The sequence below is a fragment of the Ensifer sp. EB106-03-01-XG145 genome, from assembly GCF_058792075.1.
In genome coordinates, this window is sequence record NZ_JBYTEC010000001.1 from 1,585,632 (window position 1) to 1,611,218 (window position 25,587).

Consider the following 25,587-nt stretch of genomic DNA (forward strand, 5'->3'; position numbering starts at 1 on the left):
TTCTTGAGAGCGGGATGAGGAAAAGTGTGCGCGGTTTTTCGCCCGCATCCCGCTCCAATAACTTATATTCGATCACGATGATCTTGGGTCGATTCGACCCAAGATCATCGTGATCGAAAATCAAAGACAATCCGGAATTGCCAATGGATAGGGAAGAAGACGAGCAATCATCGCTCGCCTGGTTCGGGAGAGGTATGCGGGGCATCTTCAGCCTGCCGGCCTTCATCCTGATGCTGTCCTTCGTCGGCTTCTGTTCGCTGACAGCGCAAGCTGGGATCCCAGTGCAGCAGGTCGTCTTCATGGTCGGCATGGTCTGGGCGCTTCCGGCGAAAGTCATTCTTGTCAGTTCGATAATGAGCGGCGCGAACTTGGCGGCCGCTTTCCTCGCGGTTTCGCTGTCTTCCGTCCGGCTGATGCCGATGGTTGCGGCGCTCGTCCCGGAACTGCGCACATCGCGAACGCCGACCTGGCTGCTGCTCTTCCTTTCGCACTTCGTCGCGATCACCGCCTGGGTGTTCGCAATGGAGAAGGTGCCGCAGGTGCCGCGTGAACGGCGCGTCGCCTTCTTCGCCGGCTTCGGCATCACGCTCGTTGCGGCGAACATGCTGCTGGTTGCCGTCGTCTACCATTTCGTCGCGGACTTCCCGCCGATCGTTGCCGGCTGCCTGTTCTTCCTGACACCTGTCTATTTCCTCGCATCGATCTGGCATTCGGCGCGCCACCCCGTCGTCTACGTCGCGCTGCTCTTCGGACTTGTCGGCGGGCCGCTGTTCTATTGGCTGTTTCCGGAATTCGACATCCTGCTCGCCGGTCTAGTCGGCGGCACGCTCGCCTGGCTGGTCGAGCGCCTCTGGCGCCAGCGCAAGGAGGTGGGCGTATGACGTGGCAGGATGGTTGGTGGGCCTATGCCTTCATCGCGATTGCCGGCTGGCTCGCGACCGACATCTGGCGCTGGCTCGGCGTCGTTGCCGGCAACAAGCTGCGCGACGATTCCGAGGCACTGAACTGGGTGAGGGCGGTCGCGACCGCTCTGGTCGCCGCGGTCATCGCGAAGCTCATCCTTTATCCGACAGGCGTGCTCGAACAATCCCCGCTCTGGCTGCGCGTGGGGTCCGTCGGACTTGGGGCGGTCGCTTTCTTTCTGTTCGGACGAAAGCCGGCGATCGGAATAGCGACAGCCATCGCAGCGCTCGCATTGGGGCTCTGGTGGCTGGGTTTTTAGGCGAAGCCTGAGCCGAGAGCCGGCGGGGCGCCGGCTCAATCCGTTCATGGAGTGTCGGTTATCGAGTGCAGGCGAGACTACAGCGCTTGCCGAACCTTTTCGGCATTGGCCGCGAGCACGGCGCCGTCTTCCATCGTACCGGAATGCGGCTTCAGCGGCACGCCGGCCCGTCGCGGAATGACATGGAAGTGCAGGTGGAAGACCGATTGGCCGGCCGGTGTCTCGTTGAACTGCATCACCGTCACGCCATCGGCCTCGAAGGCCTCTTTCGCCGCGACCGCCAGTTTCTGCACGGTAGCGATGAGCGCCGGCAGCGTCGCTGCATCGGCATCGAGCAAGTTGCGCGAGGGTGCCTTCGGTACGACGAGCAAGTGGCCTTCGGCCTGCGGCATCACATCCATGAACGCGATCGTCGCGTCATCCTCGTAGACGCGGTGCGAGGGAATTTCGCCGCGCAGGATCTTGGCGAAGATGTTGTTGTCGTCGTAGGTCATTGTTCTTCCTCGTGAATTGTCGCGGGCCGACCTTGGCCGAAAGCCGTTCAGTCGTCTTGCCGCTCGCCTTTGCGGAACGGCCCGTGTTCTGCAAGAATCTCGCCCGTTTCCTCCACATCCCTACGCTCGCGCTGGAGATAATCGGCGACAGCGCGGGCGAGCCCTGAATGCATGAAGAAATGCGCGGAGTGGGTGGTGACGGGCATGTAGCCGCGCGCGAGCTTGTGTTCACCCTGGGCGCCGGCCTCGACCCTCTTCAGTCCCTTGGCGATCGCGAAATCGATCGCCTGGTGATAGCAGACCTCGAAATGCAGGAACGGATGGTCCTCGATGCAGCCCCAGTGACGGCCGTAGAGCGCGTCGCCGCCGATGAAGTTGATCGCGCCGGCGATGTAGCGGCCGTTGCGGCGCGCCATCACCAGCAGGATATCGTCGGCCATGCGCTCGCCGATCAGCGAATAGAAGGCGCGCGTCAGATAGGGACGACCCCACTTGCGACCGCCGGTGTCCATGTAGAAGGCAAAGAACTGGTCCCAGATCGCTTCCGTCAGATCGCTGCCGGTCAGCCAGTCGATCGAGATGCCGTTTTCGACCGCGGCCCTGCGTTCCTTCTTGAGTGCCTTGCGCTTGCGGGAGGCCAAGGTCTCCAGGAAATCGGCGTGCGATCCGTAGCCTTCATTGGTGAAGTGGAACTGCTGGTCGGTGCGGTGAAGGAAGCCGGCGCGCTCTAGGGCAGGCATCTCGGCTTCCGGCACGAAGGTGACATGCGCCGACGAGACATCGTGTCTGCGTGCGAGCTCCTTCATGCCTGCGGCAAGCGCATCCTGAACTGCGCCCTGGTTTTCACCCGGCACCGTAAGCAGTCTCGGTCCGGTGGCCGGCGTGAAGGGAATGGAGCTTTGCAGTTTCGGATAATAGCGCCCGCCGGCCCGCTCGAAAGCGTCGGCCCAGCCATGGTCGAAGACATATTCGCCCTGGCTGTGGTTCTTCAAGTAGCAGACTAGACCGCCGCGCAGATGGCCGTCCGATCCTTCGAGAAGCAGGTGTTGGCCGAGCCAGCCTGTTTTCGCAGTTGCGGACCCGGATTCCTCAAGAGCCGAAAGATAGGCATGCGAGAGGAAGGGATTGTAGACGCCGCCGGGATGCACCTTCGATGCACCGGAAAGCACGTTCCAGCGTGCTGCCGGCACATCGGCGAAGGATTGGGCTATGCGGATGGTGACGGCGTCTGACATCAGATCAGGAAACCAGGGCCTCCCGCGGGTCGAAGCCCTCGAAGGTCATCTGATCCGCGTGAGCGAACGTGTAGGTCTCTGCCTGGCGGTCGCGCACGGTCCAGGTGATGATCGTCTTGCCGAGCGTCCGCTCCTTGGTGATGAACGAGTTCGGCAGGTGGCCGTAATGGTAGGAGATGAAGTCGAGCCCGAGCTGCATGGCTTCCTCGTGCACGAAGAACGTCTCGGGATTGGCGCCTTCCGCAGTGAGGCCGAGCGGGTAGGGCGCGTCGAGCGCCTTCAGGTCCTTGAGCAGCCAGTGATCGAAGCTCATCAGGGCGACGTGTCCCTTGTAGCCTTCGAGCGTCTCCAGCACGGCGGCGGCAAAGCCCTCGTCGTCGCCCTTGCGGCCCTTGAGTTCGATGACCAGCGGTACTTTGCCTGCGACCAGGCGCAGCATCTGCGTCAGCGTCGGCACCTTGTCCTTCGTCCCGCCAATCGCCATCAGGCCGAGCTCGCCGGCGGTGCGCGCGCGCACGTCGCCCTTGATGCCGCAGAGACGCTGGGTGTCGTCATCATGGAAGACGACCGGGATGCTGTCGGCGGTGTATTGCAGGTCGCACTCGATGGCGAAACCGGCATCGACGGCACGGGAGAAAGCCGAGAGCGTGTTCTCCCACACGTCTCTGTTCATGTCGTGATAGCCGCGATGGGCGATCGGTTGGGCCTTCAGCCAGGAAATATCAGCCATGGTGGGCACCCTAATCAGGCGATCTCGATGACGGCGTCGATCTCGACGGCGGCATTGAAGGGCAGGGAAGCCATGCCGACGGCGGCGCGGGCGTGTTTGCCGGCTTCACCGAGCACGGTGGCCAGCAGATTGGAGGCGCCGTTGATGACGAGGTGCTGCTCGACAAATTCCGGCGTCGAGGCGACGAAGCCGTTGATCTTCACCAGACGACGGATGCGTCCGAGGTCGCCGCCGAGCGCGGATTTTGCCTGTGCGAGGATGTTGATCGAGCAGAGTTCGGCGGCGCGTTGCGCGCGGGCGACGTCGACATCCTTGCCGACAATGCCTGTCACGGCGACCTTGCCGTCTTCCATCGGAAGCTGTCCGGAGATGTAGAGCATCGAGCCGCTGATCACGTACGGCACGTAGTTCGCGACCGGGGTCGCAGCCTGTGGAAGGGTGACCCCGAGGTCCTTGAGGCGCGTTTCGATCTCTGCGGACATGGAAAGCTCCATTGTTGTCTTTTGTGTTAAAATCCTGCATTCAGGCCGGATCGCGGCGGGCGCCGGCATTTTCCTGCAAACACCGCCTCGCTTCTGCCGAACGCTTGTTTATAGCATTGCCGGCGAGTCCAATAGGAGGAAACGGATGTTTCATAAAGGCTTCGGTCTCGTCACTCTGGGCAGCGTTTGTTTCGCCGTCGTGACGGCGTCAGGTGCTACGGCGGCGAGTGCGAATGTCCTCGTGCCGCATCGCGCCGTCTATGATCTTGAGCTCAAGGATGCGTCGGATCGTTCGGGCATTGCCGGAATGTATGGTCGCATGGTCTATGAATTCAATGGTTCGTCCTGCGAGGGCTACACGGTCAGCTTCCGCTTCGTCACCCAGGTCGACACCGGCGAGGAAGTTCGCCTTACGGATCAGCAGACGACCACCTATGAGGATCTGAAGACGGGTAATTTCCGCTTCTTGACGCGCTCTTTCACCGACGAGAAGCTGGACAAGGAAGTGCGCGGAACGGCGCATGAGGAAAAGAGCGGTGTCAAGGTGGAGCTGACCGCGCCCGACAAGCGCGAAGTGGAACTTGCGGCCAGCCGTTTCCCGACCGCCCATATGATGGAAGTGATCTCGCGGGCGAAGAAGGGGGAAGGCTTGTTCGAGGCGCGCATCTTCGACGGCTCCGATTCGGGCGACAAGACGCTGATCACCTCGACCTTTGTCGGTAAATCGCGCAAGCCCACCGCTGATGAGCCGGATGCCGGCAAGGCTGGCAAGTTCGGCAGCGAAGCCTATTGGCCGGTGACGATCTCCTATTTCAACGACGACAAGAGCGGCGATGCGCTGCCAATCTACCGCATGTCGTTCAAGCTCTACGAAAACGGAATCACCCGGGACCTGACGATGGACTACGGCGATTTTGTCCTCAGCGGTAAGCTTGCCGATCTCGAAGTCTTCAAATCCGAGGACTGCAAATAGCCGATCGCGACGAAAATCGGCACTCGCGTCTTGATTTCTCGGGCAGTTGCGGTTAAGGGGCTGCCATTCCACACGTGAAGCAAGGGATGTTCCGGGAGAAATCCGGATCGTTCCGCCGGTGGGCTGTTCGAAAGACCATGCTCGACGCTTCGCGGAGGTTCAACCGGAAAAGGAGAAAAAGGCATGGCATTGCCTGATTTTAGCATGCGTCAGCTTCTGGAAGCTGGCGTTCACTTCGGTCACCAGACGCACCGCTGGAACCCGAAGATGAAGCCGTACATTTTCGGCGATCGTAACAACGTCCACATCATCGACCTCGCTCAGACCGTACCGATGCTGTCGCGCGCCCTGCAGATCGTCAGCGACACCGTTGCCAACGGCGGCCGCGTTCTGTTCGTCGGCACCAAGCGCCAGGCTTCGGAAATCATCGCTGACGCAGCCAAGCGTTCGGCCCAGTACTATGTCAACGCTCGCTGGCTCGGCGGCATGATGACGAACTGGAAGACGATTTCGAACTCCATCCAGCGCCTGCGCAAGCTCGACGAAATCCTTTCTTCGGAAGCTTCTGGCTTCACCAAGAAGGAACGCCTGAACCTCGAGCGCGAACGCGAAAAGCTGAACCGTGCACTCGGCGGTATCCGCGATATGGGCGGCACCCCGGACCTGATGTTCATCATCGACACCAACAAGGAATCGATCGCGATCGACGAAGCCAAGCGCCTCGGCATCCCGGTTGTTGCCGTGATCGACTCGAACTGCGATCCGGACCAGATCGACTATCCGATCCCGGGCAACGACGACGCTTCGCGCGCCATCGCTCTCTACTGCGACCTGATCGCCCGCGCAGCCATCGACGGCATTGCGCGCCAGCAGGGCGCATCTGGCCGTGACCTCGGCGCCTCTGCCGAAGTTCCGGTCGAGCCGGCGCTCGACGAGGCCTCCGACGCCTGATCGGCCCCAGGCGGCAGCCAACCCTGCCGCCCCCAATGAAATGTCGGGACAAGGCCGTTTGTGATGAAAGTCTAAACGGCCTTGTTCTTTTCAGCCGGGGATGGCGCGATCCGTGCGGGTCGTTGGATCCGGGCAGCGGCCACGATGACGCGTTCATCATGGTGTCACATTGAAAAGCCATTCCCTGCCAAACCTCCTGGCATCGCGCCACGCGCGGGCAACCCCCGCCAAACAGACAAAGAGGCAAAAAAGATGACTGTGACTGCAGCAATGGTGAAGGAACTGCGCGAAAAGAGCGGCGCAGGCATGATGGATTGCAAGAAGGCACTTGCTGAAACCAACGGCGACATGGAAGCAGCGATCGACTGGCTGCGCGCCAAGGGTATCGCGAAGGCCGACAAGAAGTCGGGTCGTACGGCTGCTGAAGGCCTCGTCGGCATCGTCAGCGGCGGCGTCAAGGCCGTCGTCGTCGAAATCAACTCCGAAACCGACTTCGTTGCCCGCAACGAAGCCTTCCAGGAACTCGTCCGCGGCGTTGCCAACGTAGCGCTCACCACCGACGGCTCCGTCGATGCGATCGCGGCTGCAACCTACCCGGCGACCGGCAAGTCGGTCGACGAGACGATCAAGGACGCGATTGCCACGATCGGCGAAAACATGACGCTGCGTCGCGCAGCTCTGCTGCAGGTCGAAGATGGCGTTGTCGCCACCTACATCCACAACGCTGCTGGCGACGGCATCGGCAAGCTCGGCGTTCTCGTCGCGCTGAAGTCGATCGGCGACAAGGAAGTGCTGTTCTCGGTCGGCCGTCAGGTTGCCATGCACATCGCTGCGACCAACCCGCTGGCGATCCGCGCTGAAGAAGTCGACGCCGCTGTTGCTGAGCGCGAACGCAACGTCTTCATCGAACAGTCGCGCGCTTCGGGCAAGCCGGACAACATCATCGAGAAGATGGTTGAAGGCCGTATGCGCAAGTTCTTCGAAGAAGTCGCACTGCTGTCGCAGGCCTTCGTCATGAACCCGGAAATCACCGTCGGCCAGGCCGTCAAGGACGCTGAAAAGCTCGCTGGCGCACCGATCGAAGTGACCGGCATGGCTCGCCTGCTGCTCGGCGAAGGCGTCGAGAAGGAAGAGTCCGACTTCGCCGCAGAAGTTGCAGCCGTCGCCAAGGGCTGATTTCTTCACCCATATTGGGAAAACCTCGGGGCATCGCGTGACAACGCGGTGCCCTTCGTGTATCGGGCTTCGTCAATGCGCCGGACCCGCCGGAAATCACTCCGCAGCGGTTGAAACCGGGTAGCGCAATATGTCCTTATGCGCTGTGCGCCGTCGTCGTGCGCACGCGCACCGATCTGATCAGGAGCGATGATGCCCGCCGAACCAATCTACAAGCGTGTTCTCCTTAAAGCCTCCGGTGAAGCCCTGATGGGTAGCCAGGGCTTCGGTATCGACGTGGCGGTCGCCGACCGCATTGCCGCCGACATCGCCGAAGCACGCGCGATGGGCGTCGAAGTCGGTGTCGTCGTCGGCGGCGGCAACATCTTCCGCGGCGTCGCGGTGGCCTCCAAGGGCGGAGACCGGGTGACCGGCGACCACATGGGCATGCTGGCAACGGTCATCAACGCGCTGGCGCTCGCAACCTCGCTGCGCAAGCTCGACATCGACACGGTCGTGCTTTCGGCAATCGCGATGCCGGAAATCTGCGAAAGCTTCTCGCAGCGCGCAACGCTTCATCATCTCTCGCTTGGCCGCGTCGTGATCTTCGCCGGTGGCACCGGCAACCCCTTCTTTACGACGGACTCGGCCGCAGCGCTCCGCGCGGCGGAAATGGGTGCGCAGGCCATTTTCAAGGGCACGCAGGTCGATGGTATCTATTCTGCCGATCCGAAGAAGGATCCGACCGCGACCCGCTTCGACCGCCTGACCCACAGCGAGGTGCTTGAAAGGGGCCTGGCCGTCATGGATGTTGCCGCCGTTGCGCTTGCACGCGAAAATACCATTCCGATCGTCGTCTTCTCGATCCACGAAAAGGGTGGCTTCGCGGAAATCTTGACCGGCGGCGGTCGCGCGACCATCGTCACAGACAACTAAAGAGCTGCAAAGCGGCCCCCTGCGGCCGGCGAATGTTAGAACGGGAGTTTTGACCATGAGTGAAGGTGTTGAACTGAAGGAACTGAAGCGTCGCATGGATGGCGCCATTTCCGCATTCAAGAGCGATATCGCATCGCTTCGTACCGGCCGGGCGTCGGCGAACGTTCTCGATCCGGTGACCGTTGAAGCCTACGGCTCGCGCGTGCCCCTCAACCAGGTCGCCAACATCACCGTTCCGGAGCCGCGCATGCTGTCCGTTTCGGTCTGGGACAAGCAGATGGTTGGCGCCGTCGACCGTGGCATTCGCGAATCGAACCTCGGCCTCAACCCGATCATCGACGGCCAGAACCTGCGCATTCCGCTGCCCGAGCTCAACGAAGAGCGCCGCAAGTCGTTGGTCAAGGTGGCCCACGACTACGCTGAAAAAGCCAAGGTTGCCGTGCGCCACGTGCGCCGCGACGGCATGGATGACCTGAAAAAAGCCGAAAAGGATGGCGACATCGGTCAGGATATCAGCCGTTCTCAGTCCGAGCGCGTGCAAAAGATGACCGATGAAACGATTTCCGAGATCGACCGCTTGCTCGCCGAGAAGGAAAAGGAAATCATGCAGGTCTGATCTGCTCGTGATCTGAGTCTCCTTTCGCGGACGCCTTATGCAAAACCTCATCTCCACGACCGTTCCGGAACATGTTGCCATCATCATGGATGGCAACGGGCGTTGGGCGAATTCACGTGGGCTACCGCGTACCATGGGGCATCGCAAAGGCGTCGAGACCGTTCGCGATGCCGTCAAGACGGCGGCCCAGGTGGGTATCCGCTATCTCACGCTTTTTGCATTTTCTTCGGAAAATTGGAGCCGACCGGAGTCGGAGGTGAGCGACCTCATGGGGTTGCTCAAGACCTTCATCCGCCGGGATCTCGCCGATCTACACCGCGAGAATGTCCGCATCCGTGTCATTGGCGACCGCTCGAACCTGCGTGGCGACATCCTGCCGCTATTGATAGAGGCCGAGGAAACGACGCGGGCGAACACGGGAGTTACCCTGGTGATCGCCTTCAACTACGGCGCGCGTGACGAGTTGACCCGGGCGATGCGTCGCCTCGCGGTGGACGTCGCCGAAGGGCGTTTGCGCCCTGAGGACATCAATCAGGAACGCATTGCAGCCTCGCTGGACACCGCCGACATACCCGATCCGGACCTGATCATCCGCACGAGCGGTGAAGAGCGACTGTCGAATTTCCTGCTCTGGCAGGGCGCCTATTCCGAACTGATCTTCGTTCCCGAACTGTGGCCGGATTTCACGCGTGAGATTTTCCTGTCGGCGCTGGAGAAGTATGCATGCCGGGAGCGCCGTTTCGGCGGACTGGTCGAGCCGACGCGGGCGGTTGGTTCCTGATGCAAACTGAACTCAAGCTTCGCATCGCTTCGGGAGTGGTGCTCGCGGCGGTCGCTCTCGCTGCGACCTGGTTTGGCGGTTTCGCTTTCCAGCTACTTTCGGTCCTGATCGCGCTTCTCGTCTACTACGAATGGTCGACGATCACCGGCCTTGTCGAGCGCGATTTCCAGGGCAACGCCTTCGGTTGGCTCTCCATAGTTGTGATCGCAGGCCTCGTTGTCACCGGTTACATTGGCTACAGCCTTCCTTTCCTGGCGTTCGGCCTCGGAGCGGCATTGCTTTGGGTCCTTACTCAAAAGACAAGCTGGTGGCTGCCGGGCGGCATCGCCTATGCGGGCCTCACCGGCATATCGCTCGCAGCACTTCGTGGCGCCGACGATCTCGGCCTGATCGCAACGCTGTTCGTCTTCGCGGTGGTCTGGGCAACCGACATTTTCGCCTATTTCACCGGCCGTGCGATCGGGGGGCCCAAGCTTGCGCCGCGCATATCGCCCGGCAAGACCTGGTCCGGCGCCATCGGTGGCACGATTTGTGGCATTCTTGCTGGCGTCGCCGTCTTTATGGCTTATTTTTCGCTGCAAGATCTTCGGATCCCGATCATCGCCCTGGTGCTCTCGGTTGCCAGCCAGGTTGGGGACTTGTTCGAGTCCTTCATCAAGCGGCGCTTTGGCGTGAAGGATTCGAGCCGTCTCATTCCAGGGCACGGCGGAGTCATGGATCGGGTCGACGGTTTGATATTCGCCTGCGTGGCGGCGTTGATTCTGGTCATGGTTCAGTATTTCGTCAGCGATGGGCGCCAGATCGCCTTCGGTTCGGTCCTGCTTGGCCCTTGATGCCGACCGCAGGGACTTGAGGAACGTTCATGACATATCTGCTTGATGCCTTTCAGCTTCTGACCGGCTACATCATTCCCTTCCTTCTCGTGCTGACCCTTTTGGTCTTCGTGCACGAGATGGGGCACTACCTCGTAGGCCGCTGGTCGGGAATCCGTATCCTCGCCTTCTCGATTGGTTTCGGTCCCGAACTTTTCGGTTGGACCGATCGGCACGGAACACGTTGGAAACTGTCGGCGATCCCGCTTGGTGGCTACGTCAAGTTCTACGGTGACGAGGACGCGGCGAGCGTGCCGGACTACAAGCGCCTGGAGGCGATCGCGCCGGAAGAGCGCGGCAAGACCTTTCTCGGCGCCAGGCTCTGGAAGCGGGCAGCGACGGTTGCCGCAGGGCCGATCGCCAACTTCATCCTCGCGATTGCCATCTTCGCCGTTCTGTTCTCCGTCTACGGACGCCAGGTCGCAGATCCCGTGGTGGCGCGTGTGAACGAAAATAGCGCGGCCGCACAGGCGGGCGTTGTTCCGGGCGACCGCCTGATTTCGATCGACGGCTCGCCGGTGACGACCTTCGACGACGTTCGTCGCTACGTCAGCGTGCGCCCCGAGCTGAAGATCACCATCCGAATCGAACGCAACGGCGCGACAATCGATTTGCCGATGGTGCCCCAGCGGACGGAGCTCACCGACCAGTTCGGCAACAAGATGGAGATCGGCGTCATCGGTATCCTGACCGATCAGGAAGCCGGCAACTTCCGCACCGTCACCTATGGCCCGATCGAGGCCGTAGGGCAGGGCGTCCTGCAAAGCTGGCACGTCATTACGGGCACCTTCGACTACCTCGGCAATGTGCTGACCGGGCGGATGAAGGCGGACCAGATCGGTGGCCCGATCCGCGTCGCCAAGGTTTCCGGGCAGATGGCGACGCTCGGCATTCCATTCTTGCTGAATATCGCCGCGATCCTGTCAGTTTCCATAGGATTGCTTAACCTCATGCCCGTACCGGTGCTTGATGGCGGCCATCTGATGTTCTATGCGGTTGAGGCGTTGCGCGGGAAGCCTGTCGGTCCCGCCGCGCAGGATGTCGCGTATCGGATCGGCTTTGCCATGGTGCTGATGCTCATGGTCTTTGCCACCTGGAACGACATATCGATGTTCTTCGGCTAGCGTTCGGTCGGGGAAACGGCGAGGGGAATTCGGCGGATACTGTGAACGATTGGTTTTCAACGGCTTGCGAAGAAAGGTTTTGTTTACGATAACTCGAGGCTGTAGTGGCCGTTAAGCCACGGTTCGAATTGAAGTAAACAGAAATTAACGAGCTGGCTTGCTTGTATGGGAAAAGCGGTTAAAACGGCAACCGTGACCGGAGTCGGCACGAAACTGCCGCGCGACGTTTGGAAAAGGTAAGATTTGAACATGAAAGCTGGTTCAAGGTTTTTGAACGCGGTGTCGGCGGCTGCGCTGTCAACAAGCATTGTTGTTTCTGGCGCTGGTGTTGGGTTGCTCGCAGGCACGTCCGTCGCAGAAGCTGCGGTCATCAATCGTGTCGAAGTACGCGGGGCAACGCGCGTCAGCGCTGAGACGGTCCGTGCGAACATCACGATCGTTCCCGGCAAGGCCTTCAGCAACGCGGATATCGACGCTTCCGTGAAGCGCCTGTACTCCACGGGCTACTTCTCCGACGTCAGCATCAATGTCGCCGGCGGTACGCTGGTCGTCAGCGTGAGCGAGAATCAGCTGGTCAATCAGGTCGTCTTCAACGGCAACCGCAAGATCAAGGACGACAAGCTGCAGGGCGTCGTGCGCACGCAGCCGCTCGGCCCGTACAGCGAAGCGACGGTCGAAACGGATATCCAGTCCATCAAGGACGCCTACGCTGCCATCGGTCGCAGCGACATCACGGTGACGACGCAGGTTGTTCCGGTTGCCGAAGGGCGCGTCAACCTTGCCTTCGTGATCAATGAAGGTGAGCGCACCAAGATCTCCCAGATCAATTTCGTCGGCAACGAAGCCTATAGCGACGGTCGTCTTCAATCGATCATCGCGACGAAGGAATCGGGCATCTTCTCGTTCATCACACGCAAGGATGTCTACAATCCGGACAAGCTTCGCGCTGACGAAGAGCTGCTGCGCCAGTTTTATTTCAACCGCGGCTACGCGGACTTCCAGGTCGTTTCCTCGGACGCGGCGCTCAATGAAGCGACGAACGAGTACACGGTGACGATCACCGTCGAAGAAGGTCCGCGTTATGACTTCGGCGCCGTCAATGTCGAATCGACCGTCGAGGGCGTCAATGCCGAAGAGCTGAAGGGGCTTATCCTCAGCCGCGAGGGCTCGGTCTACAAGGCCAAGGACGTTCAGGCGACGATGAGCGAGATTTCGCAGCGTGTCGCTTCGGCCGGATATCCTTTTGCGCGCGTCACGCCGCGCGGCAACCGCGACCTCGCCAATCACACGATCGCCGTCGACTACCTCGTCGACCAGGGCGAGCGTGCTTACGTCGAGCGCATCGAGATCCGCGGCAACACCCGTACGCGTGACTACGTCATCCGTCGCGAATTCGACATGGGTGAAGGCGACGCCTTCAACCAGGAAATGGTTGCCCGCGCCAAGCGTCGCCTGGAGGCACTCGGCTACTTCTCGACCGTCAACATCTCGACCGCGCCGGGCAGCGCTGCCGACCGCGTCGTCGTGATCGTCGACGTGCAGGATCAGTCGACCGGTTCGTTCGGTATCGGTGCTGGTTACTCTGCGGGTAGCGGCGGCGGCTTCCTCGTCGAAGCTTCGATCGAAGAAAAGAACTTCCTGGGTCGTGGTCAGTACATCCGCGTCGCCGCCGGTCGCGGTGACGAGAGCCGGACTTACAACGTTTCGTTCACCGAGCCGTACTTCCTTGGCTATCGTCTGGCTGCCGGCTTTGACGTCTTCAAGAACGAGAACGACTTCGACGACGAGGACTACAGCTACGAAGATCAGGGCTTCAGCCTGCGCGTAACGGCGCCGATCACCGAAAATCTGTCGACCACGCTGCGCTACAACTTCACGCAGTTCGACTATAGCGGTAACGTCGCGAAGCTGTCGTCGCCCTACGTTCGTGCAGTTGAGGGTGGAAACTGGGTCCGTTCGTCGGTATCGCAGTCGATCACCTACAACACGCTCGACGATCCCCAGCTGCCGCATGACGGCATCCTGGCGACCTTCACGCACGAGTTTGCAGGTCTTGGCGGCGACTCCGACTTCTACAAGATGACTGGTAAGGCCAAGTGGTACTACACGGTCAACGACGAGGCGGACATCATCGCGTCGCTTGCTGGTAGCGCCGGTCATGTCTTCGAAACCGGCAGCGATCTGCAGGTCTTCGACCAGTTCCAGCTCGGCTCCAACGATATTCGTGGCTTCGAGCGCAACGGTATCGGTCCGCGCGATCAGGCGACGGGCGATGCGCTCGGCGGCACGACCTACTTTACGGCTTCGGCCGAAGCGACGTTCCCGCTTCCGGGCATCCCGCGCGACAGCGGCTTCCGCGGTGCGGTCTTCGCCGATGCTGGTACGCTCTACAGCAACAAGGTCGCGACCCTTCCCTCTGAAACGGTGCAGGGCAACGACTCGTCGCTGCGTGCATCGGTCGGTGTCGGCCTGATCTGGGCTTCGCCGTTCGGTCCGCTGCGTGTTGACTATGCTTGGCCGGTTGCCAAGGAAGACTTCGACCGGGTACAGAACCTGAAGTTCGGTATTTCCTCGTCGTTCTGATAAAAAGCAGTCCAGAACTGCCGGAAAAAGATCGTTCTGGAGTGTCCATGGAACAGAACTGGTTTTTTCCGCCCCATAAAGGGATTCGCCTGGGTGACCTGGCGAATCAAATTGGGGCGGATCTGAGCAATGGTGCGGTCGCCGACAGCACCATTCATTCTGTAGCGCCAGTCTATCGGGCCAAGCCCGGCGACGTCTGCTACATGTTGTCTCGCAAGAGCCGCGCCGAGCTTGATACGTGTCAGGCATCCGCGATCATCTGCGACAAGACGATCTCCAGCCTTGTGCCTGCCCATATCCCAGTCCTCTTGACGGCTCGCCCGCATACGGCCTTCGCCCTTGCCGGCACGTTGCTGCACGAGGCGGCGATGCGTCCTGCGCGCAACACCAGCCTCAAGGGCGTGGCACCCGGTGCTTTCGTGGATCCGACCGCGCGTTTGGAAGACGATGTCGAGGTCGAGCCGATGGCGGTCGTTGGGGCTGGCGCCGAAATCGGCCGCGGCACCCGCATCGCTGCCGGCGCCGTCATCGGGCCGGGCGTGCGCATCGGTCGTGACTGTACGATTGCCTCTGGCGCAAGCGTGCTCTGTGCTCTCGTCGGCAACAGCGTGATCATTCATCCCGGTGCTCGTATCGGGCAGGATGGTTTTGGTTATGCGCCCGGGCCGAAAGGCGGAATGATCAAGATCGTTCAGGTCGGGCGCGTGATCATTCAGGATCATGTCGAGATCGGCGCCAACACGACGATCGACCGCGGCACGATGGATGACACGGTGATCGGCGAGGGGACGAAGATCGACAATCTCGTCCAGGTCGGCCACAACGTGCGCATTGGCCGTTATTGTGGCATCGTCGCCCAAGTGGGCATTGCAGGCAGCACAAAGATCGGCGACGGCGTGATGATCGGCGGTGGCAGTGGCGTCAATGGCCACATCACGGTCGGTGATGGCGTACAGATCGCCGCGATGAGCGGCGTGGCGAGCGATGTTCCCGCCGGCGAACGTTATGGCGGTATTCCGGCGCGCCCGATGCGCGATTTCCTGCGCGATGTCGCGGAGATGGCGATGCGGGCAAGCGACAGACAGAAAAAGAAGAAGGGCGGCGCGAATGAGTGAGGCAGCAACGGTTCTCGGTACGGCGGACATTCAGGAAATTCTGAAACTGCTCCCGCATCGCTACCCATTTCTGCTCGTCGATCGGATCATCGAGATCGACGGCGACAATTCGGCGATCGGCATCAAGAACGTCTCGGCGAACGAACCGCATTTCACCGGTCACTTCCCCGAACAGCCGATCATGCCTGGCGTTTTGCTTGTCGAGGGCATGGCCCAGACGGCCGGTGCGATCTGTGCCCGCAAGGTGGGTAGCGGAACGAACCTCGTCTATTTCATGACCATCGACAATGCGCGCTTCCGCAAGCCGGTCGTTCCCGGCGATCGCGTCGAATTCCATGTCGTGAAGCAGAAGCAACGCGGCAATATCTGGAAATTTCACTGTGACGCAAAAGTTGACGGGCAACTGGTCGCAGAAGCTGATATCGGCGCGATGATCGTCAGCAAGGAAGACGCCTGAACATGATTGCAGCAACAGCGAAGATCCACCCGTCCTCGATTATCGAAGACGGCGCTGCGATCGGCGAGAACGTCAAGATCGGCCCTTTTTGCCACGTGGGGCCGAAAGTCGTTCTTGGCGACGATGTCGAGCTTCACAGTCATGTCGTGGTCACCGGCCGTACGACGATCGGCACGGGAACCAAAATTTTCCCGCAGGCGGTGATCGGCGCCGATTCGCAGAGCGTTCATCATAGCGCCGTCGATACGGAACTGTTGATCGGTGCAAATTGCACGATCCGCGAAGGCGTGACGATGAATACGGGCACCGTCGAACATGGCGGACAGACGGTCATTGGCGACAACAATCTCTTCCTGGCCTATTCGCACGTGGCGCATGATTGCCGCCTCGGCAACCATATCATCCTGTCGAACAACGTGATGCTGGCGGGCCATGTCACGGTCGAAGACCGCGCCATTCTTGGCGGCGGCTGCGCCGTGCATCAGTTCACCCGTGTCGGCCGACAGGCGTTTGTCGGGGGCCTCTCCGCCGTCAGCTACGACGTCATTCCCTACGGTATGCTCAACGGCAATCCGGGCATACTGAGCGGGCTGAACGTGGTCGGCATGACGAGAGCCGGGATCGATCGCGCGACGATCCACGTCGTTCGCCGCGCCTACAAGCAGATCTTTGAAGGCCCGGAGTCGATCCGCGCCAATGCTGCGGCCATTCGCGAAGAATATGCCGACTGCGCACCGGTCGTCGAAATCCTCGATTTCATCGCGGCCGAGAGCGACCGGGCACTATCGTCGCCGTCTCGCGGCAAGGCGTGATCGTGATGTCGGCTGCTGCGAGCCACGCAGCGACCGGCGGTCGGCTCGCAATCATCGCCGGCGGTGGCGCGCTACCGCACCACGTAGCCGAAGCTGTGCGCGCGCGCGGCGAAGATCCATTCATCATCGCATTGTCGCGCGAGGCGGAAGAAGCCGATTGGGTCGGCTTCGATCATTCCGTGCTGGGGATCGGCGACTTCGCCAATATCAGCCGTACCTTCAAGGAAGAGGGGATCGATCGCGTCGTCCTGTCGGGTTGGGTTCGCCGCCGGCCGGAATGGCGTGATATTCGCCCGACGCTGAGAACGCTGGCAAATATCCCGGCCGTCTTGAAGACGCTGGTGTCCGGTGGAGACGACGCCGTCCTGCGCATGGCGATGGCACTGATCGAAGCAAGCGGTGCCCATGTCATCGGTGTTCATGAAGTGGTACCCAATCTCCTGGCAGAACCGGGGCCGATCGGGGCGGTTACACCTGATGCCGACGATCGCCGTGATATCGAGGCGGGCATCGCTGCCGCCAACGCGCTCGGCGCGCTCGATGTGGGGCAGGGTGCAGTGGCCGTCGGTGGGCGTGTCGTGGCGCTGGAGGGCGCTGAGGGTACCGATTCTATGCTGGAGCGTGTCGTCGCCTTGAAGGCCGAGGGCCGTGTCTCTTCGCGCCGGCGAGGGGTCCTCGTCAAGCTTTGCAAGCCCGGGCAAGATTTGCGCGCCGACCTCCCGTCGATCGGACCGTCGACCGTTGCACTTGCAGAAAAGGCCGGTCTCGCCGGCATTGCGGTCGAAGCAGGCAGGGCTCTGGTCCTGGAGCGCGGCAACGTGATTGATGTCGCCAATCGCGCTGGTCTGTTTGTCGCCGGTGTCGAACGATCGGCCAAGGGAGCCGAGCGATGAGCGCATCCAGCTACAAGCTTGCAGTCATTGCAGGCGAGGTTTCCGGCGATCTCCTGGGCGCCGATCTCGTCCGGGCGCTTCGAACGCAAAGCAGCAGCACGATAGAGCTCGTCGGTGTCGGCGGCGAGGCGCTGGAGGCGGAGGGCCTTCGATCGCTCTTCGACTATTCCGAACTATCGATCATGGGCTTCACCCAGGTCCTGGCACGATTGCCGAAGCTCATTATGCGCATTCGCCAGACGGCAAAGGCGATCATCGCCGCGTGTCCCGACGCGTTGCTGATCATCGACAGCCCGGACTTTACCCACCGCGTGGCACGGAAGGTCCGAGCGGCGCTGCCGGATGTGCCTGTCATCAACTATGTCTGCCCGAGCGTTTGGGCCTGGAAGCCGGAACGCGCGCCGCGCATGCGTGGCTATGTTGATCACGTCTTGGCCGTGTTGCCGTTCGAACCGCAGGCGATGGAGAAGCTGCAGGGCCCGCCGACGACCTATGTCGGCCACCGCCTCGCAAGCGATGCGAATGTGCTCGCGGTTCGGGCAAACCGCCAGCAGCGCCTTGTCGGCGCCATCGATGGGCGGGTCGCGACGTGCCTCCTTCTGCCGGGCTCCCGTTCGAGTGAGGTCGGCCGTCTGTTGCCGACCTTCGGCCGGGTGGTTGAGGAGCTTGCCGGCCGACATCCCGGCATTCGCTTCCTGTTGCCGACCGTTTCGCGGCAGGAAAAGCTGGTGCGCGAAATCACGGCATCCTGGCCCATCCAGCCGGAGATCACCGTAGGGGCGGCGGAAAAGTGGGCCGCTTTCGATCGGGCCGATGCGGCGATCGCTGCCTCGGGAACGGTTCTTCTGGAACTGGCGCTTGCCGGCGTTCCCGTCGTTTCAACCTACGATCCCGATTTCCTGGTGAAGCTCTTGCACAAGCGCATCCGCATCTGGAGCGGCGCGCTGCCGAATTTGATCGCAGACTTCCCCATCGTGCCGGAATACTTCGGCGAGTCCATCCGCCCTGGTGCCTTGACGCGTTGGATGGAGCGGCTTTCCGGTGCAACGGCGCAGCGCGCCTCGATGCTGGATGGCTATGCACTGGTGCAACAGCGCATGGCGACAATTCATCCGCCCGGAAAAGCAGCCGAGATTGTTCTTGGCTATCTCACGAAGAATAACAGGTAAGCTTCATAGTTCCTTGAGCGAGCGCGATGCATCCCTCAATGCGTCGACGTCGTCGTAAGTGTGCGCAAGGGTCCCGCCGGGGGAGCAGGTTTGCGGCCGGCATTGCTTTGCGGCCAGCTGGATGGAAGACGGGGTTCGAACCGATGTTCCCGGACCGACAAAATAAAAGCCCGGTCATCGCTGACCGGGCTTCGTTTTTCTTGGCTGATAACGATCAGCGCTTGGAGACCGGCACGTAGTCGCGCTGCGGGGCGCCGACATAGAGCTGGCGCGGACGACCGATGCGCTGTTCCGGATCTTCGATCATCTCGTTCCACTGCGCGATCCAGCCGACGGTGCGGGCGAGCGCGAAGAGCACGGTGAACATGGTGGTGGGGAAGCCCAGCGCCTTCAGCGTGATGCCGGAGTAGAAGTCGATGTTCGGATAGAGCTTCTTCTCGATGAAGTACTCGTCGGTCAGCGCGATGCGCTCGAGTTCCATCGCGACTTCGAGCAGCGGATCGTCCTTGTGGCCGAGTTCCGCCAGCACTTCATGCGTGGTCTTCTGCATGATCTTGGCGCGCGGATCGTAGTTCTTGTAGACGCGGTGGCCGAAGCCCATGAGGCGGAACGGATCGTTCTTGTCCTTGGCGCGCGCAATGAACTCCGGAATGCGGTCGGCCGTGCCGATTTCGGCCAGCATGTTGAGCGCCGCTTCGTTGGCGCCGCCGTGAGCCGGGCCCCAGAGGCAGGCGATGCCGGCAGCAATGCAGGCGAACGGGTTAGCGCCCGACGAACCGGCCAGACGGACCGTCGAGGTCGACGCGTTCTGCTCGTGGTCGGCGTGCAGGATGAAGATACGGTCCATGGCGCGCGACAGAACCGGGTTGACGACATATTCCTCGCACGGAACGGCGAAGCACATGCGCAGGAAGTTCGAGGCGTAGTCCAGGTCGTTCTTCGGGTAAACGAAGGGCTGGCCGATGTGGTACTTGTAGGCCATTGCCGCGATCGTCGGCATCTTGGCGATCATGCGCAGCGAGGCAACCATGCGCTGATGCGGATCGGTGATGTCGGTCGAGTCGTGGTAGAAGGCCGAAAGTGCGCCGACGCAGCCGCACATGACGGCCATCGGATGCGCGTCGCGGCGGAAGCCGGTGAAGAAGCGCGACATCTGCTCATGCACCATGGTGTGGTGCGTGACCCGATAATCGAAGTCGGCCTTCTGTGCCTTCGTCGGCAGTTCGCCGTAGAGCAGCAGGTAGCAGACCTCGAGGAAGTCGCCATGTTCTGCAAGCTGCTCGATCGGGTAGCCGCGGTGCAGGAGCACGCCTTCGTCGCCGTCGATATAGGTGATCTTGGATTCGCACGACGCCGTTGACGTGAAGCCCGGGTCGTATGTGAACATTTTCGTCTGCTTGTAGAGCGAGCCGATGTCCACGACGTCAGGGCCGATGGACCCCGATCGCACCGGAAGATCCGCAGACTTTCCATCGAGTGTTACAACCGCGGTTTTTTCAGTCATCGGACCCTCCGTCTTATGGCAACGTGACATAGAGACATGCCACGACAATGAACGTTGCGAATTTGCTATATGATTTATTTTCGACTGCCAAGCTGTACGAAAGGCAAATTGTGCGATGCGAAAATGTGCATATGGCGACGCAACAATGGCATGTTACGGCAATAAGTCCAAGGAGATCAATAATCTCGTCGGATGATGGTGCGGTACCATTCTATATAGGTTTGCCGCTTTTTTCAGCAGATAGCGCGTCGGTTGCGGTTATGTGCCTTTGGTTGCATGATCGGCCGGGTATTCCGGGGAAAGAGCGCTGGCGCAATGAGCGATACTGAAAGGCGGCAGGCGTCGCAGGACGCTGAGCGCGGCAGCTTCATGTTGTCCGGTTCCGATGCCGCCACTGCCGTTACAGTCTTTGCTCCCAATGCGCCGCGCGGCTTGCTTTCGATACAGATGCGCCGCGGCATGTCGACGCTGTCGGCACGCCTCGGTTCGCGCGCGGTCAAGGCGTCGGTCGCCTCCGCAATCGAAGAAGAACGCGCATTCGGTCACGGTTTTGTGTTGATACCGGTGCTGCTGGTCTCAGGCGTCCTCACCTGGCTGTCGCTCCCTTTTGACGTCGGAATTGTCAAACTTGCACTGCTGCTTTGCGTTTTCGGCATGGCGGCGGTGGCATGCGTCGGAAAATTTGCACGGCTGCGGGTGCCGCTGATTGGGGCGACACTGTTTGTGGCGGGAATGGTGCTGGTCGCGGCCGAGACGGCGCGGATCGATACGATCGTCCTCGACGCACCGGTGACGACGAACGTGCGGGGTGTGGTGTTTTCGCGTGAGCAGGACGACCGGGGCCAGTGGCGCTACGGGGTCGAGATCCACGAGACGACCAGGCCGCGCCTGCGCCGTCAACCGACGAAAGTCACGCTGGTGGCGCGGGGTCGGGAAGATCCGCTGCCGATAGGTGCGACCATCGAGGGCAGGGCGCGGCTGTCGCCGCCCTCCGGTCCGGCATTGCCGGGTTTGAACGACTTCGCGTTTGACAGCTACTTCCGGGGTATCGGTGCAGTCGGGTTTTTCTACGGTTCGCCTAAGGGCGGAAAAGCGCCTGCGACCGGAGAATCGGAAGCGGCCTCTTCCTTTGGTTCATCCCTGCCGACCAGCATCGCCGCGATGCGGGAGGCCGTCGGAGAGCGCATCCGTGCATCGATCGGCGGCGACACCGGAGCGCTTGCTGCAGCGCTGGTGACCGCGGAAGAGCGGGCAATCAGCCGTGAGACGGTCGAGGTGTTGCGGCAAGCCGGGCTTGCGCATGTGCTGGCGATCTCCGGCCTTAACATGGCGCTGGCCGCCGGGACCTTTCTGATCGGCGCCCGCACCGTTCTCAGCATGATCCCTGGCTTGGCGCATCGTGTGCCGATCAAGAAGGTTGCGGCGACCGGCGCACTGCTGATGGTTTGCCTCTACATTCTCATCTCCGGGGGAGCCGTATCGGCATTGCGCGCCTGGATCATGATTTCCATCATGCTCGTGGCGGTGTTTTTCGATCGTATGTCGATCAGCCTGCGCAACGTTGCTCTCGCGGCGATCGTCATCGTCGCTATAACGCCGTCGGCGGTTGCCGGCCCGGGGTTTCAGATGTCCTTCGCTGCGACGCTTGCGCTCGTAGCCGGCTATGCGCGCTGGCGCGAGCGACGGGAGACGGAGGTGCCGGCGGCGGCGAGGCAGGGCAAGGGTAGGGGCCTGGTCACCGGCGTGATCGCCGGCGTTGTTGTCACCTCTCTCATCGGCGGTTTGGCGACATCGGTCTATTCGATCGCCTATTTCCACAGGTTGCCGGCCTATGGCCTGCTCGCCAATGTTCTCACCATGCCGGTGATCAGCATCGTGATCATGCCGTTCGGCCTGTTCGCCATGCTTCTGATGCCACTGGGGCTTGAACACTATCCATTGATGGCAATGGCATGGGGCCTCGATCGGATGCTCGACATCGCCCGCTTCGTAACGTCTCTCGACGGCGAGATCGTCACGGGTCGCATCGGGCATTTCGGCTTTGCGCTGATTGCCGCAGGCGGTGTTCTCGTCTGTGTATTGCGGAGCTGGCTGGCCCTGTCGGGCGCAGTATTGATCAGCGCCGGTCTCGTCAGCCTCGCAGTCGAGCACGATCGTCTGCCCGATGTCGTGATTGCCGAGGATGGTCGCCTCGTTGGCCTCGTTGCGAACGGCGCGATAGCAACCAACAGGATGCGCCCGTCGGATTTCGTGTTTTCGCAATGGCAACGGGCCCTCGCGGTGGAAAACCACCTCAAGCCAGCGATGCTTCCGCCGCCGGCAGCTGCCGATCCTTACCCGGCTACGGAGCCGGCCGGGAAGGGCGCTCCGCCGCTCGACCAGGAAAAACAGGCCGCGATCCGCGCGGATCTGTCGTCGGCGATCGAGGCGAATGCTGCGGGTGTCTTCATCTGCCGGGAAAAGCAATGGTGTGCGGCGCGCAACGGCTACGGCTGGACGATCCTTGCCATCGAGAACCCGCGGCTCTTTCCGGCCTTGTGCGACCAGGCGGATCTTGTGGTGACTGCGGCGCGGGTCGATGGCGCGACGTGCCCGACCAACCGCGCCCGTATTGTGAATGCGCAGACGCTGCGTCGCACGGGCGCAATCGAAATTCGAGCGCAGTCGGATACGGAGCACGCGCCGCCCGCAATGCAGTTTCGAACGGCATTCACGGCCCTTGCCCGCCCATGGGAACGGCACCGCGCGTATGACTGGCGGACCGGTTCTTTCATGGACGTTTCGCCAGATTTCTGACCGCAGTCACCGGTCGCGCCCTGAGCGGGCGGGTTGCGAAATTATTCTTGATTGATAAACTCCACAAATCCTTGTCATTCCGCTCCCCTTTGCGTAAAGAGCCCGAAAGCACGCAAGGGATGTGACGGGTGGCGGCAATCCCTTCGCTCTGAAATGACGAAACGGACCAGTACGTGAGGAACAAGATGCCGAACCGAGCCCGATCGACGATCAATCTGCTGGCAGCCGCAATGCTGGGTCTGTCATCGGCTGCTATGCCCGTGGTTGCGTTCGCTCAGTCAGCGAGTGAAGGGGCATCGTCAGCCCCGGCTACGAACGGCACTCAGGGCACTGTCGCACAATCTCCCACGCCGACGCCGGTCGTAGAGGGCCAGACGGCAACCGGCAGCGCACCGGTAAACCAGGCGACGCCGATCACTCAGGTGCAGCCCGCACCACAAGCCGCGTCGCCGGAGACTGCCCCCCTTGCTGTCGAGGGCACTGCCGTTGCGACCGAAGGTGCGGCGAACCCGGTGCTGCCGCACGATCTGTCGCCGATCGGTATGTTCATGGCGGCGGACCTTGTCGTCAAAAGCGTTATGGTCGGCCTGGCAGTGGCGTCCATTGCCACCTGGGCGATCTTCCTGGTCAAGGCACTCGAGCTTTTCAGCGCCAAGGCGCGCCTCAAGCGGGCGGTGCGTCTCCTGTCAGCCGCTAACGGTCTGGCTGATGTCAATACTGCATTCGACGGGAAGTCGGGCCCAGCACCTGAGATGGTGGCTGCGGCGATCGACGAGATGGTGCGTTCGGAAGCGGTTGTCGACCATGCGCCTGCGAGCGGTATCAAGGAACGCGTCTCTTCGCTGCTGACCCGCATCGAGGTTCGCGCCGGCAAGCGCATGACGAGCGGCACCGGTATTCTGGCCTCGATCGGCTCGGTCGGACCGTTCGTCGGCCTCTTCGGCACGGTTTGGGGGATCATGAATTCCTTCATCGGCATCAGCAAGGCGCAGACGACCAATCTCGCGATCGTCGCACCCGGCATTGCCGAAGCGCTGCTCGCCACTGCTATCGGCCTTGTTGCGGCAATTCCAGCGGTGGTGATCTACAACTATTTCGCACGTGCAGTGGGTGGCTACAAGGTGATCCTTGCCGATGCTGCGGCCGCCGTTGAACGGCTCGTCAGCCGCGACCTCGACCACCGCATGGTCCGCAAGGCGCAGCCCCGCCGGCAGGAAGGCTTCGTCCATGCCGAAACGACCATCGCACGGATCGGGTGACCCATGGCCGGAAAAGTAAGCCAGGACGGCGGCGATCTGGACGAGAACAGCGAAATCAACGTCACGCCCTTCATCGACGTCATGCTCGTGCTGCTGATCATCTTCATGGTGGCGGCGCCGCTTGCCACGGTGGATATGAAGGTGGATCTGCCTCAATCGGCGGCAAAGCCAGCGCCGCGCGACGACAAGCCGGTCTTCGTGACCTTGAAGGCCGATCTGGCGCTGGCCATCGGCAACGAGGAAACGGCGCGTGAGACCTTCGCCGACGAGCTGAAGCGCCTGACGGAGGGCAACACCGAGACGCGTGTCCTGCTCCGGGCCGACAAGGCCGTGGACTACGGCGAGCTGATGACGGTCATGAACCTCATCCAGAACGCCGGCTACACCAAGATCGCCCTCGTGGGCCTGGAAGGCGCACCCGGGCGCTGAGTTTGCCCGCGGTCCACGTGCCAGCAATGCGTCGCGCCCATGTCCGCGCGTCGCCGCCATGATCGATCAGGGCTCTTCTTCCCCGTTTTTCCGGCGCAATTTGCCGCTGTCGCTTGAATCCCGCGGGGCGGCGATTTAAGAGCTTACGTCAAAGGCTTTCCGTTGAGAGCCACAAGACGATCGCGCGGGCTTCTCCGAAAAGCGGCGCCGCGCCTATCCGGATACGAGGGCACCAGCATGAATTTCGAAGCAGCGCGCACCAAGATGGTGGACAACCAGATCCGGACCACGGATGTGACGTCTCACTCGGTCTTGTCCGCCTTCCTCACCGTGCCGCGCGAGGAGTTCGTGCCCGCGAAGATGAAGGAGCTCGCGTATATCGACACCGACATCGCGCTTGACGCCGCCAACGGCGGAGGGCCGCGCTTCCTGATGGAGCCGTCGCCGCTTGCCAAGCTTCTGCAGCTCGCCGAGATCGCCAAGTCCGACGTCGTGCTCGAGATCGGTTGCGGTACCGGCTATGCCTCGGCACTGCTTTCCCTGATTGCTGGTTCCGTCGTCGCGCTCGAAAGCGATCAGGGTCTTGCCGCCACCGCGACCGAAACGCTGGCACGTCTCGGCTATGACAATATCGCCGTCGTCACCGGCGAACTCGAGAAGGGCTACGCTGCCGAAGCGCCTTACGATGTCATCTTCGTTCACGGTGCGGTGGAAGTGTTGCCTGCGGCTCTGTTCGAGCAGTTGCGTGATGGCGGCCGACTCGTGGTGGTCGAAGGATTTGGCAACGCTTCGCGCGCTAAACTCTATGTGCACGAGCACGGAAAAACCTCCGAGCGTGCCGACTTCAACACTGCGGTGAAGCCGCTTCCCGGCTTCCGCCGCGAGCAGGAATTTGTTTTTTGAGGTCCCGCTTATTGAGGGATATCAACATTTGAATGTACTGCTAAAATAACAATGTTGCCAATTCGCAACGCGGTACTTGTTTCTTTTTGAAATGCC

At 61.4% G+C, this 25,587-nt stretch carries 25 protein-coding genes; 20 read left to right on the forward strand and 5 right to left on the reverse strand.

Going from position 1 to position 25,587, the window contains the following annotated elements:
* Positions 1-143 precede the first annotated feature (143 nt).
* Both AC3WWH_RS07765 and AC3WWH_RS07770 read left to right on the forward strand, forming a co-directional pair.
* Positions 144-881 carry an AzlC family ABC transporter permease gene (locus AC3WWH_RS07765; RefSeq protein ID WP_058320600.1) on the forward strand — a complete coding sequence of 246 codons (738 nt, stop codon included), beginning with the start codon at positions 144-146 and terminating at the stop codon, positions 879-881.
* Positions 878-1,222 carry an AzlD domain-containing protein gene (locus AC3WWH_RS07770; protein ID WP_058320601.1) on the forward strand — a complete coding sequence of 115 codons (345 nt, stop codon included), beginning with the start codon at positions 878-880 and terminating at the stop codon, positions 1,220-1,222. The genes AC3WWH_RS07765 and AC3WWH_RS07770 overlap by 4 nt, the downstream gene beginning before the upstream one ends.
* Positions 1,223-1,299: 77 nt before the next feature.
* On the opposite strand, the gene AC3WWH_RS07775 is transcribed toward AC3WWH_RS07770, so the two are convergent.
* The 4 genes from AC3WWH_RS07775 to AC3WWH_RS07790 are packed head-to-tail and all read right to left on the reverse strand — an operon-like array spanning position 1,300 to position 4,163.
* Complete coding sequence (locus AC3WWH_RS07775) at positions 1,300-1,716, reverse strand: HIT family protein (RefSeq protein WP_058320602.1); 417 nt, start codon at positions 1,714-1,716, stop codon at positions 1,300-1,302.
* A 47-nt stretch (positions 1,717-1,763) separates the two neighbouring features.
* Positions 1,764-2,951: a GNAT family N-acetyltransferase gene (locus AC3WWH_RS07780; RefSeq protein ID WP_058320603.1), complete on the reverse strand. Its 1,188-nt coding sequence runs from the start codon at positions 2,949-2,951 to the stop codon at positions 1,764-1,766.
* A 4-nt stretch (positions 2,952-2,955) separates the two neighbouring features.
* On the reverse strand, positions 2,956-3,681 hold the full coding sequence (locus AC3WWH_RS07785) for a glycerophosphodiester phosphodiesterase (protein ID WP_057255752.1): 726 nt from the start codon (positions 3,679-3,681) through the stop codon (positions 2,956-2,958).
* Between the two features lie 14 nt (positions 3,682-3,695).
* Positions 3,696-4,163, reverse strand: a complete 468-nt coding sequence (locus AC3WWH_RS07790) for a RidA family protein (RefSeq protein ID WP_057256068.1) — start codon at positions 4,161-4,163, stop codon at positions 3,696-3,698.
* A 145-nt stretch (positions 4,164-4,308) separates the two neighbouring features.
* Here AC3WWH_RS07790 and AC3WWH_RS07795 point away from each other — a divergent pair, with 145 nt between their 5' ends.
* The 14 genes from AC3WWH_RS07795 (at position 4,309) to lpxB (ending at position 18,600) form a co-directional block, all read left to right on the forward strand.
* Positions 4,309-5,136: a cell envelope integrity EipB family protein gene (locus AC3WWH_RS07795; RefSeq protein ID WP_057255753.1), complete on the forward strand. Its 828-nt coding sequence runs from the start codon at positions 4,309-4,311 to the stop codon at positions 5,134-5,136.
* 183 nt (positions 5,137-5,319) lie between these two features.
* Positions 5,320-6,087, forward strand: coding sequence for a 30S ribosomal protein S2 (rpsB, locus tag AC3WWH_RS07800; RefSeq protein ID WP_057255755.1), 768 nt, complete (start codon positions 5,320-5,322; stop codon positions 6,085-6,087).
* Between the two features lie 252 nt (positions 6,088-6,339).
* Positions 6,340-7,263: a translation elongation factor Ts gene (tsf, locus tag AC3WWH_RS07805; protein WP_057255757.1), complete on the forward strand. Its 924-nt coding sequence runs from the start codon at positions 6,340-6,342 to the stop codon at positions 7,261-7,263.
* Between the two features lie 192 nt (positions 7,264-7,455).
* Positions 7,456-8,178 (forward strand): UMP kinase, encoded by a 723-nt coding sequence (gene pyrH / locus AC3WWH_RS07810; protein ID WP_057256069.1) that lies wholly within the window; start codon positions 7,456-7,458, stop codon positions 8,176-8,178.
* Positions 8,179-8,233: 55 nt separating this feature from the next.
* Positions 8,234-8,794: a ribosome recycling factor gene (frr, locus tag AC3WWH_RS07815; protein WP_057255760.1), complete on the forward strand. Its 561-nt coding sequence runs from the start codon at positions 8,234-8,236 to the stop codon at positions 8,792-8,794.
* A 37-nt stretch (positions 8,795-8,831) separates the two neighbouring features.
* Positions 8,832-9,575, forward strand: a complete 744-nt coding sequence (locus tag AC3WWH_RS07820; protein ID WP_058320604.1) for an isoprenyl transferase — start codon at positions 8,832-8,834, stop codon at positions 9,573-9,575.
* On the forward strand, positions 9,575-10,408 hold the full coding sequence (locus AC3WWH_RS07825) for a phosphatidate cytidylyltransferase (RefSeq protein ID WP_057255763.1): 834 nt from the start codon (positions 9,575-9,577) through the stop codon (positions 10,406-10,408). Before AC3WWH_RS07820 ends, AC3WWH_RS07825 begins: the two co-directional genes overlap by 1 nt.
* Before the next feature lie 29 nt (positions 10,409-10,437).
* Positions 10,438-11,571, forward strand: coding sequence for an RIP metalloprotease RseP (gene rseP / locus AC3WWH_RS07830; RefSeq protein WP_058320605.1), 1,134 nt, complete (start codon positions 10,438-10,440; stop codon positions 11,569-11,571).
* A 249-nt stretch (positions 11,572-11,820) separates the two neighbouring features.
* A complete protein-coding gene (gene bamA, locus AC3WWH_RS07835; RefSeq protein ID WP_058320638.1) occupies positions 11,821-14,154 on the forward strand; it encodes an outer membrane protein assembly factor BamA in 2,334 nt (777 codons plus the stop codon).
* 47 nt (positions 14,155-14,201) lie between these two features.
* On the forward strand, positions 14,202-15,269 hold the full coding sequence (gene lpxD, locus AC3WWH_RS07840) for a UDP-3-O-(3-hydroxymyristoyl)glucosamine N-acyltransferase (protein ID WP_058320606.1): 1,068 nt from the start codon (positions 14,202-14,204) through the stop codon (positions 15,267-15,269).
* Positions 15,262-15,726 carry a 3-hydroxyacyl-ACP dehydratase FabZ gene (gene fabZ, locus AC3WWH_RS07845; protein WP_057255771.1) on the forward strand — a complete coding sequence of 155 codons (465 nt, stop codon included), beginning with the start codon at positions 15,262-15,264 and terminating at the stop codon, positions 15,724-15,726. The genes lpxD and fabZ overlap by 8 nt, the downstream gene beginning before the upstream one ends.
* 2 nt (positions 15,727-15,728) lie before the next feature.
* On the forward strand, positions 15,729-16,538 hold the full coding sequence (gene lpxA, locus AC3WWH_RS07850; protein WP_093232411.1) for an acyl-ACP--UDP-N-acetylglucosamine O-acyltransferase: 810 nt from the start codon (positions 15,729-15,731) through the stop codon (positions 16,536-16,538).
* 5 nt (positions 16,539-16,543) lie between these two features.
* Positions 16,544-17,431 carry an LpxI family protein gene (locus AC3WWH_RS07855; protein ID WP_058320639.1) on the forward strand — a complete coding sequence of 296 codons (888 nt, stop codon included), beginning with the start codon at positions 16,544-16,546 and terminating at the stop codon, positions 17,429-17,431.
* A complete protein-coding gene (gene lpxB, locus AC3WWH_RS07860; RefSeq protein WP_492376904.1) occupies positions 17,428-18,600 on the forward strand; it encodes a lipid-A-disaccharide synthase in 1,173 nt (390 codons plus the stop codon). The genes AC3WWH_RS07855 and lpxB overlap by 4 nt, the downstream gene beginning before the upstream one ends.
* 214 nt (positions 18,601-18,814) lie before the next feature.
* On the opposite strand, the gene gltA is transcribed toward lpxB, so the two are convergent.
* On the reverse strand, positions 18,815-20,104 hold the full coding sequence (gltA, locus tag AC3WWH_RS07865; RefSeq protein WP_057255779.1) for a citrate synthase: 1,290 nt from the start codon (positions 20,102-20,104) through the stop codon (positions 18,815-18,817).
* Between the two features lie 315 nt (positions 20,105-20,419).
* Between gltA and AC3WWH_RS07870 the strand changes: the two genes are divergently transcribed.
* From AC3WWH_RS07870 to AC3WWH_RS07885, 4 genes are all read left to right on the forward strand, one after another.
* The gene (locus AC3WWH_RS07870) at positions 20,420-22,900 is read left to right on the forward strand and encodes a ComEC/Rec2 family competence protein (protein ID WP_058320608.1); all 2,481 of its coding nucleotides are present in this window, start codon (positions 20,420-20,422) and stop codon (positions 22,898-22,900) included.
* Between the two features lie 185 nt (positions 22,901-23,085).
* A complete protein-coding gene (gene exbB, locus AC3WWH_RS07875; protein WP_058320609.1) occupies positions 23,086-24,159 on the forward strand; it encodes a tonB-system energizer ExbB in 1,074 nt (357 codons plus the stop codon).
* A gap of 3 nt (positions 24,160-24,162) precedes the next feature.
* Positions 24,163-24,588, forward strand: coding sequence for a TonB system transport protein ExbD (exbD, locus tag AC3WWH_RS07880; RefSeq protein WP_057255784.1), 426 nt, complete (start codon positions 24,163-24,165; stop codon positions 24,586-24,588).
* Positions 24,589-24,825: 237 nt separating this feature from the next.
* Positions 24,826-25,491 (forward strand): protein-L-isoaspartate O-methyltransferase family protein, encoded by a 666-nt coding sequence (locus AC3WWH_RS07885; protein ID WP_057255786.1) that lies wholly within the window; start codon positions 24,826-24,828, stop codon positions 25,489-25,491.
* The last annotated feature ends 96 nt before the right edge of the window (positions 25,492-25,587 follow it).